Annotated in this window: 12 protein-coding genes; 3 read left to right on the forward strand and 9 right to left on the reverse strand. The window is 73.2% G+C overall.

Features of this window, described 5'->3' with window-relative positions:
* Nucleotides 1-35 precede the first annotated feature (35 nt).
* Nucleotides 36-1751, forward strand: a complete 1716-nt coding sequence (locus WMF20_RS05270) for a delta-60 repeat domain-containing protein (protein ID WP_437611216.1) — start codon at nt 36-38, stop codon at nt 1749-1751.
* Nucleotides 1752-1824: 73 nt separating this feature from the next.
* Here WMF20_RS05270 and WMF20_RS05275 read toward each other — a convergent pair whose 3' ends face one another.
* Nucleotides 1825-3627, reverse strand: coding sequence for a lamin tail domain-containing protein (locus WMF20_RS05275; protein ID WP_437611217.1), 1803 nt, complete (start codon nt 3625-3627; stop codon nt 1825-1827).
* Between the two features lie 444 nt (nt 3628-4071).
* Nucleotides 4072-4716, reverse strand: coding sequence for a TetR/AcrR family transcriptional regulator (locus WMF20_RS05280; protein WP_437611218.1), 645 nt, complete (start codon nt 4714-4716; stop codon nt 4072-4074).
* A 188-nt stretch (nt 4717-4904) separates the two neighbouring features.
* Between WMF20_RS05280 and WMF20_RS05285 the strand changes: the two genes are divergently transcribed.
* Nucleotides 4905-7958, forward strand: a complete 3054-nt coding sequence (locus tag WMF20_RS05285) for a carboxypeptidase regulatory-like domain-containing protein (RefSeq protein WP_437611219.1) — start codon at nt 4905-4907, stop codon at nt 7956-7958.
* An 84-nt stretch (nt 7959-8042) separates the two neighbouring features.
* Here WMF20_RS05285 and WMF20_RS05290 read toward each other — a convergent pair whose 3' ends face one another.
* Together WMF20_RS05290 and WMF20_RS05295 are read right to left on the reverse strand one after the other, a co-directional pair.
* Entirely contained in the window at nt 8043-9506 is a 1464-nt protein-coding gene (locus WMF20_RS05290; RefSeq protein WP_437611220.1) for a glucose/sorbosone family PQQ-dependent dehydrogenase, read from the reverse strand.
* Nucleotides 9507-10182: 676 nt separating this feature from the next.
* Nucleotides 10183-10866 carry a DUF4339 domain-containing protein gene (locus tag WMF20_RS05295; RefSeq protein WP_437611221.1) on the reverse strand — a complete coding sequence of 228 codons (684 nt, stop codon included), beginning with the start codon at nt 10864-10866 and terminating at the stop codon, nt 10183-10185.
* A 349-nt stretch (nt 10867-11215) separates the two neighbouring features.
* Between WMF20_RS05295 and WMF20_RS05300 the strand changes: the two genes are divergently transcribed.
* Nucleotides 11216-12001, forward strand: a complete 786-nt coding sequence (locus tag WMF20_RS05300; protein ID WP_437611222.1) for a hypothetical protein — start codon at nt 11216-11218, stop codon at nt 11999-12001.
* Nucleotides 12002-12121: 120 nt separating this feature from the next.
* On the opposite strand, the gene WMF20_RS05305 is transcribed toward WMF20_RS05300, so the two are convergent.
* The 5 genes from WMF20_RS05305 to WMF20_RS05325 form a co-directional block, all read right to left on the reverse strand.
* Nucleotides 12122-14317, reverse strand: coding sequence for a response regulator (locus WMF20_RS05305; RefSeq protein WP_437611223.1), 2196 nt, complete (start codon nt 14315-14317; stop codon nt 12122-12124).
* On the reverse strand, nt 14301-15881 hold the full coding sequence (locus tag WMF20_RS05310) for a methyl-accepting chemotaxis protein (RefSeq protein ID WP_437611224.1): 1581 nt from the start codon (nt 15879-15881) through the stop codon (nt 14301-14303). Before WMF20_RS05310 ends, WMF20_RS05305 begins: the two co-directional genes overlap by 17 nt.
* 146 nt (nt 15882-16027) lie before the next feature.
* The gene (locus WMF20_RS05315) at nt 16028-16609 is read right to left on the reverse strand and encodes a YfiR family protein (protein ID WP_237245067.1); all 582 of its coding nucleotides are present in this window, start codon (nt 16607-16609) and stop codon (nt 16028-16030) included.
* Nucleotides 16610-16708: 99 nt separating this feature from the next.
* Entirely contained in the window at nt 16709-17200 is a 492-nt protein-coding gene (locus WMF20_RS05320; RefSeq protein WP_437611225.1) for a response regulator, read from the reverse strand.
* Nucleotides 17197-17706, reverse strand: coding sequence for a chemotaxis protein CheW (locus WMF20_RS05325; protein ID WP_437611227.1), 510 nt, complete (start codon nt 17704-17706; stop codon nt 17197-17199). The genes WMF20_RS05320 and WMF20_RS05325 overlap by 4 nt, the downstream gene beginning before the upstream one ends.
* Nucleotides 17707-17870 lie beyond the last annotated feature (164 nt).

A 17870-nucleotide genomic window follows, 5' to 3' on the forward strand; every position in this document is an offset into this window, starting at 1 on the left:
CGCGGTGGCGCCGGTGGCCTACCCTCCTCGATCCCGTGAACCGCACACCCCGTCGGACCCCCGCCTTCCTGGCCCGCATCGCCGCCCGCGCGGCCGTCCTGGGGGGCGCCGCGGCGCTCCTCGGCTGCGAGGCGCTCCTCGGCATCGAGGACGTGTCGCTCGACCCGGGCGCGGGCGGCGGCGGCGCCAGCGTGTCGTCGACCTCGGCGTCGACCTCGACGCACGGCGGAGGGCCGGCCGAGGGGGGCGGAGGGCAGGGGGGCCAGGCCCAGGGCGACTTCACGTTCGCCATCCAGTCGACCGGGGTCAACGTCCCGTACAACGGCGTCAATCACGTCGACGTCGCGATCACCCGGATCGGCGGCTTCGACGGGCCGGTCGAGGTCGACGTGCAGGCGCCGCCTCCGGGCCTCGTCGCGAAGGCGATCACCATCCCGCCGGGCAGCAGCGCGGGCAGGCTGGAGGTCGGCGCCTCCGGCGCGCTCACGCTGGGCACCACGTTCGACCTCGAGCTCATCGCGACCTCCGGCGGGACCGTGCGCACCGACGCCGTGCGCGCCGTGGTCACGGGCAAGCCCGGCACGCTCGACGAGAGCTTCGGCGAGGCGGGCATCTCCGCCTGGAAGCTCGACTCCGACGGCGGGGGCCTCCACGACATCCGGCAGACGGCGCAGGGGAAGATCCTCACCGCCGGCACCAGCATCGACGGCCTCGGCGGGTCCCGGCTCAAGGGCTTCCGCCTGCTCGGCGACGGCGCGGCCGACGCGTCCTTCGCGGGCGGCGGCGGCGTGTCGGACCGCTTCTGCGCGTGCACGAAATACCAGGGGATCCGCGGGATCACGCGGCTCCTGAACGGCTCCGTCTTCCTCGTCGGCTACGCCCCCGGAGAGACGACGGACGACATCGCCTTCCTCCGCTACCGCGACGACGGGACCCTGGACCGCGTCGACTCGGGCAACACGGGCAAGGATCTGATCGATCTCGGCGGCGAGGAGCGCGTCGCGGCCATGGATCTGTCGGCCTCGGAGCGGCTCCTCGTGACCGGCGAGCGCGACGGCCAGCTCTTCGTGGCGGCCATCAACCCCACGTACGGGCGCCTCGACCGCGACTTCGGCGCGGAGGGGTGGACCGTCCCGTTCATGGGCAGCCCGGGCGCGAGCGCGGGCACGGCGCTCGCGGCGGGCGCGCGCGGCTCGACGCTGGTGGCCGGCTGGGTGGAGGACGGCGGCGAGCGGGACATCGTGCTGCTGGAGCTCGCCTCGAACGGCGCGCTCGGCGGCTTCGGGAGGGTGCAGGTGACGCGCGCCGGCCGTCAGGAGCCGGTCGCGATGGCCGTCCAGCCCGACGGCCGCATCGTCGTGGCCGCGCGGAGCGAGGAGGGGGGATCGAGCGACTACCTCGTGGTGCGCTTCGAGGCGGACGGCACGATCGACGAGACCTTCGGGGAGGACGGGCAGGCGCTCGCCGGGGTCCCGGGCGGCGCGGCGGTCGACATGGCGCTCCAGCTCGACGGCCGCATCGTGGTCGCCGGCAACGTGGGGGAGCTCGCGGCCAGCCGGCCCACGCTCGCGCGCTTTCTGCCGGACGGCGCGCTCGATCCGACGTTCGGCGAGGGCGGGGTGCAGGCGGTGTTCCTCGGCGAGGAGAACGCCGTGCAGTCGATGACGGTCTCGGCCGACGGCAAGCTGCTCGTGGCCGGCACGCGGCAGACGTTCCCCACGTACGGCCTCGTCGCGCGGCTCTGGAATTGAGCGCGGGCGCGCTTCCGTCGCGGCGTCGCGGCGTCGCGGCGGCCGCCTGCCGGGCGCGGCGGGCCGCTGCGGCTCAGAACGGCGAGCCGTCCACGCGCGTGCCGGGCGAGCTGGCGCTCGCGGCGAGGGCGGTGTGCAGCGCGAAGGGCTGTCCCGGGGTGGCGTCGGGGTCGCGGTTGATCGAGACGCCGTCGGTGGAGAGGGTCGCGTCGTAGGTCATCGCGTCCATGGTGGCGCCGGACGCGTCCTTGAGCGTCACGGTGTCGCCGGTGTTGGTGAGCTCGAGGCGCCCCGTGGAGGCGGCGACGGCCCCGCTCGCGCCGGGGGGCACGGCCGTCGCGCCGCCGTACACCACGATGGCCGCGTCGGGCGCGAGCGTCGTCCCGGCGGCGAAGGTGTGCCGCACCGACACGCGGTCGGAGAGCGTCCACCCGCCGAGGGAGGCGGCCGACGAGCCGAGGTTCACGATCTCGACGAACTCGCTGGCCGTGTCGCTGCCGGGCTCGTTGGCGAGGATCTCGTTGAGGAAGACGGCGGCCGTGCCCGGCGTCGGATCGACGGGGGACGCGTCCACGGGGATCAAGAAGTCGCGCACGACGCCCATGTGCTGCATCTGGTCGGCGCCGCTGTCGGTCGCGAGGGCGGGGCTGATTTCCGCGATCGGCGTGTAGACGCGGGTGTCCGCCACGAGGCCGTTCGCGAAGCTGCTCTCGCCGATCACGACGGCGGTCTCGTGCGCATCCAGGTCGGTGTCGACGAGCACCCAGTCGTACGGCTTGCTCCTGCCGGCGTTCGTATCGGAGTCTCCGTTCCTGTCGGCAGGGTAGGGGCTGGACGTGACGACGACCTCCGACAGGGTCGAGATGCACGGCTCTGTCCGGGTATCGGTGTTGAAGTCGCCGCCGATGACCAGGTAATCGCCCTCGGGGAGGCTCTCGCGGATGCGCTCGACGAGCTGCAGCGCCTCGGCCTGGCGCCTGCTCGAACTGGCGGTCAGGAAGTGGACGCTGACGGCCCAGAGGTCGATCGGCCCGGGGATGTCGATGCGCGCCCAGGCGAAGTCTCGGTTGGGCGCCTCGCTGTCCTCCCACTCGCCGGCTTCGAGGATCGGGTAGCGGCTCACGATCCCGTTCGGGATCTGCGCGCCCGCTTCGCGGTAGTAGCTGAACGTGCTGTCGAAGGTGTCGTTGACGAAGGTGCGGAGCGCGTCCGCGCCGTTGTCGCCGTAGTTGAGCTCCTGAAGCAGGACGATATCCGGTCTGACCCCCTGCATGATGCGCTTGCCGTGGCCTGGGTCGTAGCTCTGGCGCGTTCCGCTCGTGAGGTTCGCGGCCATGAGCCGGACGCGCACCGGGGGGACGTCCTCGCCGCCGCCGGAGCCGCCGGAGCCGCCGGAGCCACCGGAGCCGGCCTCGCCGCCGGAGCCACCGTCGCCGCCGGAGCCACCGTCGCCGCCAGCGCCTTGGCCGCCGGCGCCATCCTGGCCGCCGGCGCCGCCCTGGCCGCCGGCACCGCCTTGGCCGCCGGCGCCGCCTTGGCCGCCGGCGCCGCCCTGGCCGCCGGCGCCGCCTTGGCCGCCGGCGCCGCCTTGGCCGCCGGCGCCGCCGTCACCGCCTTGACCACCCGCGCCACCTTGGCCGCCGGCGCCGCCGCCCCCACCGCCTTCACCGCTGGCGCCGCCCCCGCCGCTGGCATCGCCGCCGCCGCCCAGCCCGCCGGCGCCCGCGGTGCCGCCCTCCCCACCCGACGAAGTCGACGACGGGAGGTCTTCCCCTTCCACCGGCGGCGAATCGGCGCCGCAGGCGGTGCCGGCGACGGCGGACAGGAGCAAGGACAGCTGCAAGAGCAGGTGCCCCACGGTCAAGGAAGACAACACGCGCATCTCGTTGCACCGGACCTTTCTTGGTTCCTTTCATGAGAGCATGAAGGCGAGCGCGGCACATACCCTGATCGTCGGCGAGGTCCCGATCTGACACACCAGGAGGCCATGTGTGCGGAGGTCGCGTATTCTGCCTTACGCCCGTTCCGTCGCGAGCCCCGAACCTTCCGTCTTCCGTCTTCCGTCTCCCGTCTTCCGTCTCCCGTGCTCGTCCTTCGTGCGCGTGCGCGTGATCGACCCCGGAGCAACTCGCGCACAAGAAAGCGCGCATCCGCGTCGGGCAGGCCGAAGTCAACGGCAGCCTCGAGGAACACGCCAAGTCGCCCCTCGTGAGCAACGTATCCCTCGATGCGCTGCGCGCGGGGTGTTCGACACAAACGTGTCCGGCGCCGTCGCCGTTACCCAGGCGATGCTGCTGGCGCAGACCGTCGTCGCACCTCTTCAGCGCGCGCGGCGTCGCCCTCCCGGAGCGAGACCCGCCCCGGGGGCGCCGTAGCGCAGCCCGTCGATCAGCAGGTCGACCATGCGCCGACTGTGGAGAGCTCCGTCCTCGCCGGTGGCGATGCAGAGGTTGCCGACCGCGCGCAGCAGCTCGTACGGCTCGACGTCGGCGCGGATCTGACCGGCGCTCACCGCCGCGTCGAGCAGCGATTGGAGGGCCGGCTCGAGGTGCTGCCGGAAGTACTCCGGCAGGGCGTCGAAGGCAGGGTCTCCGGAGTGCAGGGCCGCGGCGAGCCCGCGCTTTGTCGCGATGAAGCTCGTGTATCGGCGAAGCCACCGCGCCAGCGCCTCGGCCGGCTCGTGCTCGCGCGCCAGCGCGGGGGCGGCGGCGGCGCATGCGTCGACCTCGCGTCGAAACACCGCCGCGACAAGGTCGGAGCGCTGCGGGAAGTGACGGTAGACGGTCGCGACGCCGACGCCCGCCTGCGCGGCGATCTCACGCACGGGCGCGTCCACGCCCTTGGCGCCGAAGACGGCCTTGGCCGCCTCGAGCAGCGCGTCGAGGTTGCGTTGCGCGTCGGCGCGCACGCCCCGCGCCGCAGGCGCCTGCGCTTCGGGCTTCTCTGCTCTCGCGGATGGCTTCACATCGTCCCTGCCTCGGTCGGATCGTGCGCCAGCGCCCTGCCCCTGACAATCGGAATAGCGATCCGTTTCGCTCTGCCGGAAAACGGAGCGGTGTTCGCGCGCTCCGCGCCGGCGACGTGCTCTTCGTCCTCCGCTCGCTTCCCGTGCCCTACCCTGGCGGCCCTCGCGATCGCCCCGGAGAAAGCCCGATGAAGCGACCTTGGACCAAGACGATGGGCGTGCTCGGCGTGCTCTGGCTCGCCTGCCTGGTTCTCCTCGTCCGCTCCTCCTGCTCCCGCTCCACCCCGGCGCCGCCGAGCAGCGCCGCGCCTCCGCCGGCGAGCGCGGGGCCGGCCGCGGGAAAGGCGCGCCGGCGCGCGACCGAGCCGAAGCCCCGCGAGCCCGGGAGCATCGCCGGCCGCGTCGCCGAGCCCGCGGGCGCGCCGGTCGCCGGCGCCCTGGTCTGCGCCGTCGTCGAGCCGGCCGCGCCGGGCGCGCCGCCGTCCGCGGAGGCGCGCGAGCCGGTGTGCGCGCCCTCCGCGGAGGACGGCCGCTACGCGCTCTCCGGCCTGCCGCCCGCGCGCTGGACGATCACCGCCTCGGCGCCGCACCACCGCCCAGCGCGCTACGCCTCGCCCGACGCCGCCCGCGCGCCGTTCGTCGAGCTCGGCGCCGGCGAGGCGCGCGCCGGCGTCGATCTGGTCCTTCTGGCCGGCGGGGTCGAGGTCAGGGGGCAGGTCGAGGACATCGGCGGCGGCGCCATCTCCGGCGCGCTGGTCACGCTCGACTGGCTCGAGCCAGGGATGGGCTCGGTGGTGGCGAGGTCCGACGCCCAGGGCCTCTACGCCGCGTGGATCGACGAGGGGCCCTACGTGGCGCGCGCGCAGGCCGACGGCTACGCCGAGGCGGCCAGGGACGGCGTGGCGCCGGGGCCTTCGCTCAAGCTCCTGCTGACGCCGGCGTCCGCGCTCGTCGGGCGGGTCGTCGAGGCAGGCTCCGGGGCGCCGGTCGAGGGGGCGACGATCTCCCTCGACAGCGAAGGGGCGTGGGGAATGATGCACGGCATGCCCGCAGCGCGCAGCGACGCGGAGGGCCGCTTCCGCGTCGATCGGCTCGCGCCGGGGCGTTACCGGCTGGTCGCCCGCGCGCTCGGCAAGCTCGGCCAGGCGCGCGAGAGCGTGCTCCTCGGCCTTGGGCAGACCTCGCGCGAGGTGGTGATCGAGGTCCACCGCGCGCGCGTCGTCGCGGGCCGCGTGGCTGTCGCGCCGGACGGCGCGCCCTGCGAGCGCGGCGTCGTCGGCCTGCTGAGCCCGGGGCAGGCCGGGATCCAGAGCGCCGCCGTCGAGGCCGACGGCTCGGTGCTCTTCGACGCCGTGCTCCGCGGCTCCTACGAGGTGCTCGTGGCCTGCGCCCATCACATCGCAGAGCCGACCTACCCGGCCGTGGAGGTGGGGGACGCCGACGTCGAAGACCTCGTGTGGACCGTGCGCGCCGGCCTGGCGATCCGCGGCCGGGTCGTGGACCGCGACCAGAACCCGGTCCTCGCCGCCGTCCACGCGTACGCGCCCGCGATGATGGGAGCCAGAGGAGCCACCGGAGCGGCCGCCCGGAGCGAGGCCGACGGGACCTTCGCGCTGAAGGGGCTCGCGCCCGCGAAGTACATGATCATGGCGCGTCCGGTCAGCCATGCCGAGCCCGCGCCCGTCGAGGTCGAGCTCCGCGACGGGCACGCCCCCGAGGTGACGATCGTGGTCGACCGCGGGGGCGCGATCGAGGGGATCGTCACCGACGAGGACCGGAAGCCCGTCGCGAGCGTGAACGTCTCGATCCTGGGGACACCGCCGGACATGGGGACGCCGGGCGCGGCGATGGGGCTCATGCGGCCGCCCGCGGGCGGGATGGTGAAGTCGCTCGACGACGGGAGCTTCGTGATGCGGGGCCTCCCGCCGGGCGATTACCAGGTCGTGGCCGGCGACGCGCCGCCGGCGCTGCCGCCGAAAGGCCCGGGCGCGCGCGGCGGGGCGCCACGGGCGGTCTCCGCGCGCGTGGAGGCGGGGGCGAGCGCGCGCGTCACGCTGGTCGTGGAGCGCCGGAACGGCGAGATTCACGGGCGCGTCGTGGACGACATCGGCGAGCCGGTGACGGACGCCTTCGTCCACGCCGAGCGCGAGCTCGAGGGCGCGATCCCGCCGGGGGCGAGCAACCAGGGCAGGGCGCGGTGGGGCGCCTTCGCGCAATCGCCGGTGCTCGCCGATCCCGAGGGCAAGTTCGTCGTCCGGAGCCTGCCCCAGGGCACGTACACGATCCACGCGTACCGCAAGGGAGGGGGCGAGGCCTTCGCCGAGCACGTCCACACCGGAGACAGCGTGACGCTCACCCTGAAGCCGGCCGGCGCGATCTCGGGCACGCTCTCCGTGCCGTCCGGGAAGGTCCCCGAGCAGTTCACCGTCCGCGCGCTCGACCGCGGAGCGGCGCTCCTCCGCGCCGAGACCTTCGCCTTCACGGGAGGCGCATTCACGATCAGCGACCTCCCGGAGGGGCAATACGAGATCTCCACCGAAACGCAGGAAGGAACGGCGTCCGTGGAGGTCGCGCTCGCGCCAGGCGAGCAGCGGAGCGGCGTGGTGCTCGCGCTCGCGCCGCGCGCCTCGTTGAAAGGGCAGGTGACGTCGCTCGACGACGGCGCGCCGATCGCCGGGGTGCGGATCAGCGCCTATCCTCGCAAGGGCGCGCCATCCGTGGGCCCGGGCAGCCAGCAGGAGAGCCGCTCGGACGAGGCGGGGCGCTTCGAGGTGAATCAGGCCCCCTCCGGGCCCCTCATGCTCGTGTGTGCGCCGTCCGATCCGGTGGGCTCGCCCTACGACGTCGCGGTGCTCCCGGTGGACGCGCAGCCGGGCGCGGTGACCGACGTGGGGCGCGTCGTCCTGGCGAAGCGCCGCGTCGGGCCGGAAAATCCGCCTGGCGATCTCGGGTTCTCGATCAAGGACGCATTCGCCATGGATCTGCCCGCGCAGACCCTCGAGGTGATCGAGGTGCGCCCCGGAGGGCCCGCCGCGCACGCGGGCCTCCAGGTGGGCGACGTGATCGTGTCCGTCGACGGCCACGACGTCCGGGGGAAGATGGCGTATCTCTACCGGCCGCTCTCCACCGTCCCCGCGGGGACGCGGGTGACGCTCGGGCTCTCGCGCGGGGCGACCGTGTCCATCACGGCCGGCGGGATGCAGCCGCCCCAGGGACCGCCGGCCGGCGTACCCGCGCGGTGAGGGCTGCGCCCGCGCGGCGCCGAGCCTGCGCGCGCTCGCGGGCCCGCGCCGCGCCGGCGCAGGCCCCGCGACCCCGGCGCTGGCTCAGTGCGCGCCGGTGTACTTGAACTCGAGGAGCGCTCCCGGGTTCTCCAGGGCCGTCGTGGCGCCGCCGTTCTGATCGCTCGTGTTTCCGGCGGTGTCCGTGATGATGTAGAGCGTCCGGCGGTCCGGGCTCCACGCGAGATCGCGGTAGCGGTTCACGGTCTTGAAGAGGACGGCGGGCTCGCCGACCACGGATTTCCCGTTCGGGCTCAGCTCCACCCGGTAGAGCGCGCCCGCCTTGAGGGTGGTCATCAGGAGCGAGTGCCCCCACCCGCGGATGCCGTGCCCCCCGGTGGGGTAATAGTGGAGCGAGGAGGGCGCGATCGTCGGCCAGCAGATGTACTGGAGGAACCCGCACGCCGGATTGAAGAACTGGTAGTCGTCGTCGACGGTGAAGAAGGTGCGGAGCGGCTCCGTGAAGTCCGGATGGTTGAAGGCGCTCTCCTCTTGCTGCGGGACGGAGGGCGGGGCCTGGTAGTCGTTCCACGCGAGCTCCTCGCACGGCGTCGGGCTCGAGGCCGACCAGTTGTCGTACGTGTAGGCCTGGTTGTCCCGATACCCCGCGACGTGGGGCCAGCCGTAGTTCTTGCCGGGCTTGATGAGGTTCAGCTCGTCGTCGGTCTTCGGCCCGTGCTCGTTCGCGTACAGCTTGTCGCCGCGACCGAACGTGAGGCCCTGCGGGTTGCGGTGGCCGTACGAGTAGACATGGCTCCGGACGCCATCGATCCGCGGGTTGTCGTGCGGGATCGAGCCGTCGAGGTTCAAGCGCAGGACCTTGCCGACGTACGTCGACCAGTCCTGCGCCGCGACCTGGGCCTTCGTGGGCAGAGCCTGCGCGCGGATCGGGATGCACTTCCTGCCGAACTGGTTGTTCCCCTGATCTCCGATCGTGTAATAGAGCTTCTGATCAGGGCCGAACAGGAGCCGCGCGGAGTTGTGATCGTCGCTCCCCGGCAGGCCCGTGATGACGTCGAAGGGGCTCCCCAGCGTCTTTGTCGCCGGGTTGTACGTGTAGCGGCGGATCTTCGTCCTGCGGTCCACCGCCGTGCCGGGATCGGCGTCATAGGTGTACGAGACGTACACGTAGTCTCTCCCCTTGCCCTTCAGCAAATCCGGGTGCAGGGCCAGGGCCAGGAGCCCGTCCTGCCCCCCCGCCTGGTACACCTCCGAGATGGTGATCGCCGTCGTCCGCACGCCGTCCTCCGGCCTCACGCGCACGACGCGCTTTCCGGTGCGCTCGGTCAACCACAGGGTGTTGTCCGGCCCCCAGACGATCCGCATCGGATACTCGAAACCCCGGGTGATCTCGCGCGATGTGAAGGACGCGTCGTCGGCGGCGGCGGCGCCGGCCTCGTGATGGCCGAGACCCTCGGCGACGATGGCATCGCCGTGAGCCTCGAGCGGCTCGTCCAGGGGATCCGCCTGGACGCACCCGAGGACGGCCAACGAAGCCGTGGTGAGCAAACCAACTTGAGTCAGGAAAACAGCTGGGCCGCGTGAGATAACAAGCGACATAGAACTACCTCACTGTTTCGTTTCAAGTGACGTTGCCGACCAAATCCCACCGCTCCATGGCGCGGTGGACGCGCTGGACAAAGCTTCGGCATCTACCGGGGACCGCATGGCTTCCGGTAAGGCGCGCCCCCGATTAGGGTAAGGTCTTTACTATAGCAAGCGCAGAGCTCGTCCGCACTGTCAAGGTTGATTTACGACGCCGGCACATGACCAGCGCGTGGCCGAGGCGACGAGTCCAGTGGCACGGACGTTGCTGCTGTGGTCAGCGCGTCACGCGACGGGCGGCGCGGAGGCGAGCCTCGGAGTGAGCCATCACTGGCAGCGAGCGCACGATTGCGGCGCTCGCACGCGAAGAGATGAGTTGACGAGACGTCGAGAGGACGAGACGCCGAGAGAGCCTCTCTTCATCCTCTTGGCGTCCTTGGCGCCTTGGCGGCTTCTTCTCTGGGTCGTTCTGGTGGGAGGGAGATGAACCGCCAAGGACGCCAAAGGCGCCAACGACGCCAACGGGGGAATCGCTCGATTCTCCCGGCGTCCTTCGCGCCTCGGCGGTGTTCTTCTCGGGGGGCCGTGTCAGGAGGGCTGAACGTCGCGCGCCGCGCAGGGAGGCTGGAGCGCGGGGCGCTTACTTGGTGGGCGCCGGCTCCGCGGGCGCGCGGAGCGGGTCGATCGAGCGCGGGGTCCCGAACCCGGGGCCGCCGAGCGCGGTCTCGATCTTCTGATACACGCCCTCCCGCCCCGCGGAGCGCGCCGCGTCGAGGAGGACGTCATTGCGGTAGAGCGTCAACATCAGCCCCGTCACGACCGACAGCGCGAGCATCAGGCGCTGCGCCCGGCCCGTGTCGCGCGCGCGAGCGCGGGGCGGCGCCTCGACCGCCTCGGCCGGCTGGATCATCAGCAGCGGGGCGCGCAGATCCGGCATCCCGGGCGGGGGCGTCGGCCGGGACGCCGCGAGGATCGCCGCCGGGGGCGCCTGCACCTCGGTCCGCGTCACCAGGTGCGGCGAGCTGTCCAGCTCCCCGATCGGCATCGTGGCTGAGACCGGAAACATCGACGACAGGCTCGACACCACCGGCGTCGGATGATCGGAATCCATGTTCCGCGACGGAGGACTTGGCGGGGGCGGCGGACCCCGCCGCGCCGCGCTCGGCGGAGCCGGGACCCGCGCCGACTCGACCGGCGGGTCCGAATCGAGCCCCGCCACCACGCCGAGCGGCTGCCACGTGGCCATCCCGGGCTTCCATATCTTCGTGGACTCGTCGATGAGGTCGAGCCGGAACAGATCGTCGAGCTTGTCCAACGTGAGCACCTTAATGTCGTCAGGCGCGATCGCGACGTGCCAGAGGCTCTCGCGATCATCGGTCGCCGGAACGGGCGGCGTGGGGCGCCTGGCTGAAGCGGGCGGCGCAGGGCGCATGGTTGAAGCGGGCGGCCCAGGGCGCCTGGCCGGAAGGGGCGGCGGTTTCATACAAAGTCCTCCCTTGCGCGCGCGAGGATGCCACGGCCCGAGCGCACCTGTACACACCGACATGAGGCACGGCGCGCTTTCGAGATGGTACGGATTTTTTCAGCGACTTGAAGTGCGACCCGTGGCGCTGGCGGGATCCGCGCCACGTAGGTATTCTCGCGGCCGATGGGGGCGGAGCATGGAGGCATTCATGAGCACAGCGGATGAGGTCGCGGCCAGCAACAGCGCTGGATCGTCCGGCTTCCGGCGCTGGGTCCGGCTGGTGCCGGCGCTCCTCCTCGTCGCGAGCGCGACGTTCGTGGCGGCCTACTACGTTCCGCTCCGCCGCGCTCACCTGCTCCTGATCGAGGAGCAGCGAAAGTCGAACCAGCGGGGCCAAGACCTCGAACAGACGCTGAGCCAGGTGCGCGGAGAGCTCCAGCAAAAGGCGGCGCAGGTCGAGAAGCTCGAAGCGGACCGACGGCAGACCGAGGACGCCAAGAAGTCGAGCCTCGCGCGGATCGAGCAGCTCAAGACCGAGCTCGCAGGGAAGCTCGACAAGCAGATCAAGAAGGGGACCGCGGCCGTCGCCGTCGCGGACGGTCAGGCGCTCGTCGCGCTCCCGGAGACGGCGGTGTTCGTTCCTCACAAGCTCGACGTGAGCCCGCAGGGCCGAGCCCTCCTGTGCCATGTCGCGGGCGCCGTCGCGGCCATCGGCCAGGCGCCGATCCGCGTGGGCGCGGTCAGCGGCCCTCCGGAGCTCGTGTCGCCCGCGCTGCAGAGCGGGTATCCGACGCCGTGGGCGCTCTCCGCGGCCCGGGCGGCGAGCGTCGCGCAGGCCCTCCAGGACGCGTGCTCGTTGCCAGGAGCCCGGCTGTCCGCGGTCGGGCACGCCGAGCACGACCCCGCCGGCGCGGCGCTCGGAGAGAGCAAGCCGCCCGCGGGGCGGGTCGAGATCTCCATCGCGCTGCCGGGCGAGCCGGGCGACGCGAGGTGACCGGCGCCGGGGGGGCGCCCGCGGCTCAGCGCGGGTCGCGCTCGAAATTGATCCTTTCATCGAGCACCCGCCTCCGCGCGAGCTCGACGAGATCCGCGACGCGGATCACGACCCGCGTCGTCACGCGCCACCGAGGCTCTCCGCGACGATCCGGCGCAGCTCCTCCTCGACGAACCGCTGCTTCGACAGCACCGCCCGCACGCCGAGCTCGCGCAGCGCGGCGACGTTCTGCGCGTGGGTCGCGGCGGTCTGCGTCGTCAGCACCACGACCGGCACCCGGGCGAGCGCGGGCGTGCGCCGGAGCTCCGCCACCATCTCGAGGCCGTTCATGTACGGCATCTCGATGTCGGTCAGCACCACGTCCGGCGGCGCCGCCCGCGCCCGCGCGAGCCCCTCCCGGCCGTCGCTCGCCTCCTCCACGCGCAGGCCGATCGCCCGCAAGATCCCGGAGAGCAGCTCCCGCGCGACCGGGGCGTCTTCGACGACCAGCGCGAGCGGCTCGCGCTTGGGCACAACCAGCGCGAGCGGCTCGCGCTTCGGCGCGGCGGCCGCGGCGCGCGCCGGCGCCTCCCGGGGCGCCTGCCGCGCCCACGCGAACACCCGCTCGACGTCGAGGAGCAGCATCGCCCCGCCGTCCGCCGTCGGCGCCACGCCGCGCACGAGCGGCGAGCTCCACGGCAGCTCCTCCGACCGGACGAGGGCGACGAGCCGCGGGTTCTCGTAGCCGTCCACGCTCACCGCGAACAGGCCCGCGGCGTGGTGCAGCACGAGCGCCGCGTCCCCCGGCGCGGGCTGGCCCCCGTCGCCGAGCACCGCCCCGAGCGCGTAGACCGGCACGAGCTCCACGCCGGAGCCGCCGGCCAGGCGCACGCGCGGCCCGTCCGAGGTGCGCAGCACCTCCTCCAGCAGCATCACCGAGTGCACGGCGTGCGTCGGCACCGCGCACCGGAACCGGCCGCAGGTGACGGGGACCACCTCCTCGCCGTGGGGGCTCTTCGGGACGACGAGCAGGATCGTCGTCCCGAGGCCGGGCCTGGAGTCGACCCGGACCTGCCCACCCAGCGCGCCGATCTCCCGCGCCACGACGTCGAGCCCGACGCCCCGGCCCGAGATCGCGCCGACGCTGCGGGTCGTGGTGAGCCCGTGCGCGAACAGGTACGGGATGAGCTCGGCGTCGTCGAGGGACGCGACGTCCGGGACCGCCTCGGCGAGCACCTCGCGCAGGCGCGCGAAATCGACCCCGCCGCCGTCGTCCTTCACCTCGACCCGCACGGCCGTGTCGGTCTGGACCACGGTCACCGCCACCGCCCCGCGGCCGGGCTTGCCGCGGCGGGCGCGGACGTCCGCGGGCTCGATGCCGTGGTCGACGGCGTTGCGCACGAGGTGCAGCAGCGCCGGCTCGAGGCGGCGCTCCACGGCCGCGTCGAGGAGCCCCGTCCCCTCGACCCGCACCTCGACGTCCTTGCCCAGCATGCGCGCCGCGCTCCTCGCGACGAGCGACACCTGGTTCAGGAGGCGCTCGGTGCGCACCACCGACGCCCTGCGGACCACCTCGTCGAGCTCGCCGAGCGCGCGCCCGGCCGCGAACTCGTTGCTCGACCAGTCGGCCCGCACGGCGCCGAGGAGGCGCTCGATCTCCGCGCCGTAGCCGAGCGTCTTCGTGATGCGCTCCGCGACCCGGTCCGCGGCGGCCCCCCGGGGGTCGATCTCGACGAGCAGCGCGCGGAGCATGCGCTGGGCCTCGCGGAGCCGCCGCTGGAGCACCTCCCGCTCGCCGTGGAGCCGCTGCATCTCGTGCAGGAGCGCCCCGACCGCGGCGGCGTCGAGGGTCGCGGGCGGGGCGGCCTGGTCCGGCGCGTCCGCCGGGTCGAGCCGCGGCGGCAGGGCGCTCTCGGCCGCGGGGGCGGGCGGCGGCGCGGGCTCGCCGGCGGGGGCGCTCGGGCCCGTGAGCTCCGCGTGCGCCGCGCGGAGGGTCTCCTGCACGGGGCCGAGGTCGAGCGCGGCCGCCTCGCCGGCGCTCGCCGACAGGAGCCCGAGCGCCTCCAGCGCGCCGAGGAGGCTGTCGCCGGTGAGCTGCGTGGGGCGCGCGCCGCCCCGCACCGCGTCGATGACGGTCTCGGCCAGCTCGGCGAGGTCGCCGCACGCGGCGAGCTCCAGCATGTGCGCCTCGCCCTTCAGCGTGTGCAGGAGCCGGCGCAGGACCGGGAGGTTGCCGGCCTGGCCCTGCTCGAAGCCGAGCCAGAGGTCGGTCGCCTGGGCCACGCGGTCCGGCATGGCCCGGTGGAACGCGGCGACGAGGTCAGCCCGGCTCCTCATCCGCGTCCGCCTCGTCGATGGCCGGCGCCGGCCCCTCGCGCTTCGCCCCGGCCGGCTTTACCCGGAAGGTCTTCGCCGTCGCCTTGAGCGCGTGCGACAGCTGGAGCAGCGACTCGGCCGAGCGCGTCGCGTCCGCGCTGCTCGTCAGCGTGTCGTTCACCGCGCCGACGATGTCGACGATCGCGGTCTTCACCCGGGCCGTCCCCTCGCGCTGGTGGTCCACGGCGTCCGAGATCTTCGCGGCGGCGGCGGCCGTGTCGCGGGCCAGCTTGATGCCGTCCTCGGTCGCGAGCACGGACGCGTGGGAGGCGGCGTGCATGTCCGCCACGAGCTTGCGGATGTCGCGCACCGAGTCCATGACGTGCTCGGACAGCCGGCGCATCTCGGCGGCCACGAGCGAGAACCCGCGCCCCACCTCGCCGGCCTTCGTGCCCTCGAGCGCGGCGTTCAGGGCGAGCAGGTCCGACTTGTCGGCGATGCTCTGGATCAGCGACAGGATCTCGCCGATGCGGTCCGAGTGGGTGCTGACGAGGCGCGTCTGCTCCGCGGTGCGCTGGACGCTGACGAGGCTCCGCTGGGCCATCTCGTGCACGGTGGCCGCGTCCTTGGCGATGTGATCGGCGCTGGCGGTCAGGGCCTCGACGGTCCGGCGGATCTCCTCGAGCGCCGCGTTCTGCTGGTTGGCGGTGGTCTCCTGCTCGCGGACCGACGAGAACATCCCGGCCGCGGCCGACGCGACCTCCGACGAGGTGTTGCCGATGCGCGTGGCGAGCTCCTGGAGGCTCGCGACCATGGCCCGGAAGGCGGCGAAGAGCTCCCCGTCGCCGGTGATCTTGCAGGTGAAATCGCCGCCCGCGACCCGCGACGCCGTCTCCTGGAGCTCGCGCAGCTGGGTGTTCATCCGCTCGAAGGCGCTGGCCATGTCCCCGAGCTCGTCGCCCGAGATCCGGAGCGACAGCCGCGCCGACACGTCGCCGCGGGCGATGCGGTCGGCCGCCTCCTTGATGTGGGCCATCGAGCGGGTCATGCGCGCCGAGATGACCCACGCGAGGCCGAGGCCGAGCAGCATGATCCCCGCCGACTGGAGGGCGATGGTCCTGCGCGCGTCGGCGCGGCGCTGGGCGATCCGGTCGCTGCGCAGCCCCACGGCGAGCGTCCCGAGCTGGCGGTCGCCGCTCCGCGAGCGGATCGGGGCCTCGCTGACGACGACGCTCCCGTCGTCCCCGCCCTGCGCGCCCGCCGGGCTCCCGGGCGCCTGCACCGCGCCGATCGCGGCGATGCGCGCGCCCTTTGCGTCGTAGACGGACACCCAGCTCACCAGGGGATCGGTCATGGCGGTCCGCAGGGTGTCCGGGAAAGTGTCTGGCGGCTGCTCGAGGTCCATGGCCACGCCGATGGGCTCCTTCAGCATCGTGGCGAGGATCCCGGCGCGCTCGCGCAGCTCGGCCTCGCTGGCCCGCGCCGTGCGGTCGGGGATCAGCCACAGATCGAGCGCCGACAGCACGATGGCGACCGCCGCCACGAGGGCGGCGATCTTCCAGCGGATGGAGCGAAAGTTGAGCATGGCGGCGGCGGAGGAGGAGGATCGATGAGGGTCGCTGATCGATGACGGACGCTGGGGGAGGGATCGTGAGTCGCGAATCGTGAACCGTGAATCCCGAGAGGGGCGGCGCGCCGGGCCGGCGGGCCTGCGCCGGCGCCGCGAGGGCCCTAGTCGACGATGCGGGCGAGCCGGAGGAACTGCGGATCGAAGCGGAGGCCGATGGCGTTGGCGAGCTTCACGTTCAGGAGGAGCTCGGGCTTCGTGCCGGCGAGCCCCACGGCCACGGCGCAGCCGCGCTTCGTGTCGTCGCCGTCGCCGCACACGACGATGCGGACCACGGCGCCCTCGCGAGACGGGATGTCCGGGATGGCCGCGGCGAGCCCGCGCGCCACGTAGACCACCTCGGCGCCGCCGGCGCGCAGCGCCTCCTGCAGCTGGGCCTTTCCGGTGTACGTCACGCGCAGGACGGTCGCCTGCCGGCTGGCCACGGTCGTCTTCGCGGCCAGCTTCGAGAGCACGGTGGCCATCGCGTTCGCGTCCTCCGCGCTCTCGCCCGACTCCCCCCCGACGACGGCGAGCACGGCCGCGCCCTTCCGGCTGGCGAACCCGCTCTCGTAGCCGATGGAGCGCAGGAGGATGGCGCCCCTCAGCTCGTAGGGGACGGAAGCGGCCGAGCGGCCCTCGGCGCTCGCGGTGGTGACGAGCAGGAGGGCCATCAGCATTCGAATCGAGGAGCTCGGAAACGCCACGGGTCTCTGGTCAGCCTTGAACGACCTCGAACGGATCTTTGCCCAGCGCCGCATCAGACACCGATGTCGGGGAGGCGGCGGGCGTCGACCACCCCCACGTCACCGCTCCTTGCCGGCGAGCCGCCGGACGATGGCCGGCAGGCGATCGAGGTTGCGCTTCGAGAGGACCGCGTCCGCCTGGACCTCCATCTGCAGCTGCTCGAGCTCGCGCTCGGAGTGCCCGGACATCAGGATGACGCTGAGGTGCCCGAGCCGCTGGTTCTTCCGGAACAGGTTGAGCAGCCGGTCGCCCCGGATGGTGGGCATGAAGACGTCGACGACGACGATCCGCGCCTGATGTCGCACGATGGCCTGGGTCGCCCCGATGGGGGAGGGGAGCGCGACCACCTGGAAGCCGGCCGAGCGCAGCAAGCGAGAGACCTCCTCCCGGGCGATCTCGCTGTCGTCGATGACGAGCACCGGCGGGCTCGGCGGCGCGCTCGACGGCGAGTTCGGCGGCGGAGACGCGCTCGCGGGCGTCCCCGCTTCATCGATCGGATCGGCCGGCGGCCTGGCCCGCGCCGTGGGAGATCGGGAGCTCGGATCGCTCATCGACCCAACCAGGCGGCCGGATCGCCGCGCGGCGCGACGGACGGCTGCGGCGCGCCCTCGGAAGCGTCGAGCAGGTGGATCACGTCGAGGAAGGTTACTACTCCCTCGCTGGTGTCGACCACCGCTTTCGGCGCGAGCTCTCCGAACACTTTTACCGCGCCAACACACCGCGTCTTGCCGGCGGGCAAACCCAGGTAACCCCGCTGCGTGCGGCAGACGACGATGCGGAGCGGCGCGGCCGCCGGCTCGGCGAGCGGGGCCGACACGATCACGATGATCCTGCCGCGGTCCTGGAGGATGCCCATCACCCGCGGATCGGCGCGCGGCAGCGGCAGGGGCGTGCGCCATGCGATCACCTCTTCGACCTGCTGCGCCCTCAGGGCGAAGGTCGCCGCGCCGAGCTCGAAGAGCAGGAGGTCGACAGCGGCCCTCTCGCGCGGCCCCTCGTCCGGGGCGTCGTCGTGCAGGTCGAGCGGCGCGTGAACCTGAGTGGGCGCATCGGACAAGGTGTCCTCGATGTATCACAACGGCTGAGGCCGGGGAGCCGGTTTCGCGCTCGTTCTCGTTCGATTCATGCGGTATCGGGCGTCTTCTGACTCACCATGCCAGCCGCGCTGTGACTCACCAGGCCAGCCGCGCGGTCCTGCGGCGCCCTCTCGCGCCCATGCGG

This window comes from Sorangium sp. So ce834, from assembly GCF_051521425.1.
Classification (GTDB): Bacteria; Myxococcota_A; Polyangia; order Polyangiales; family Polyangiaceae; genus Sorangium; species Sorangium cellulosum_D.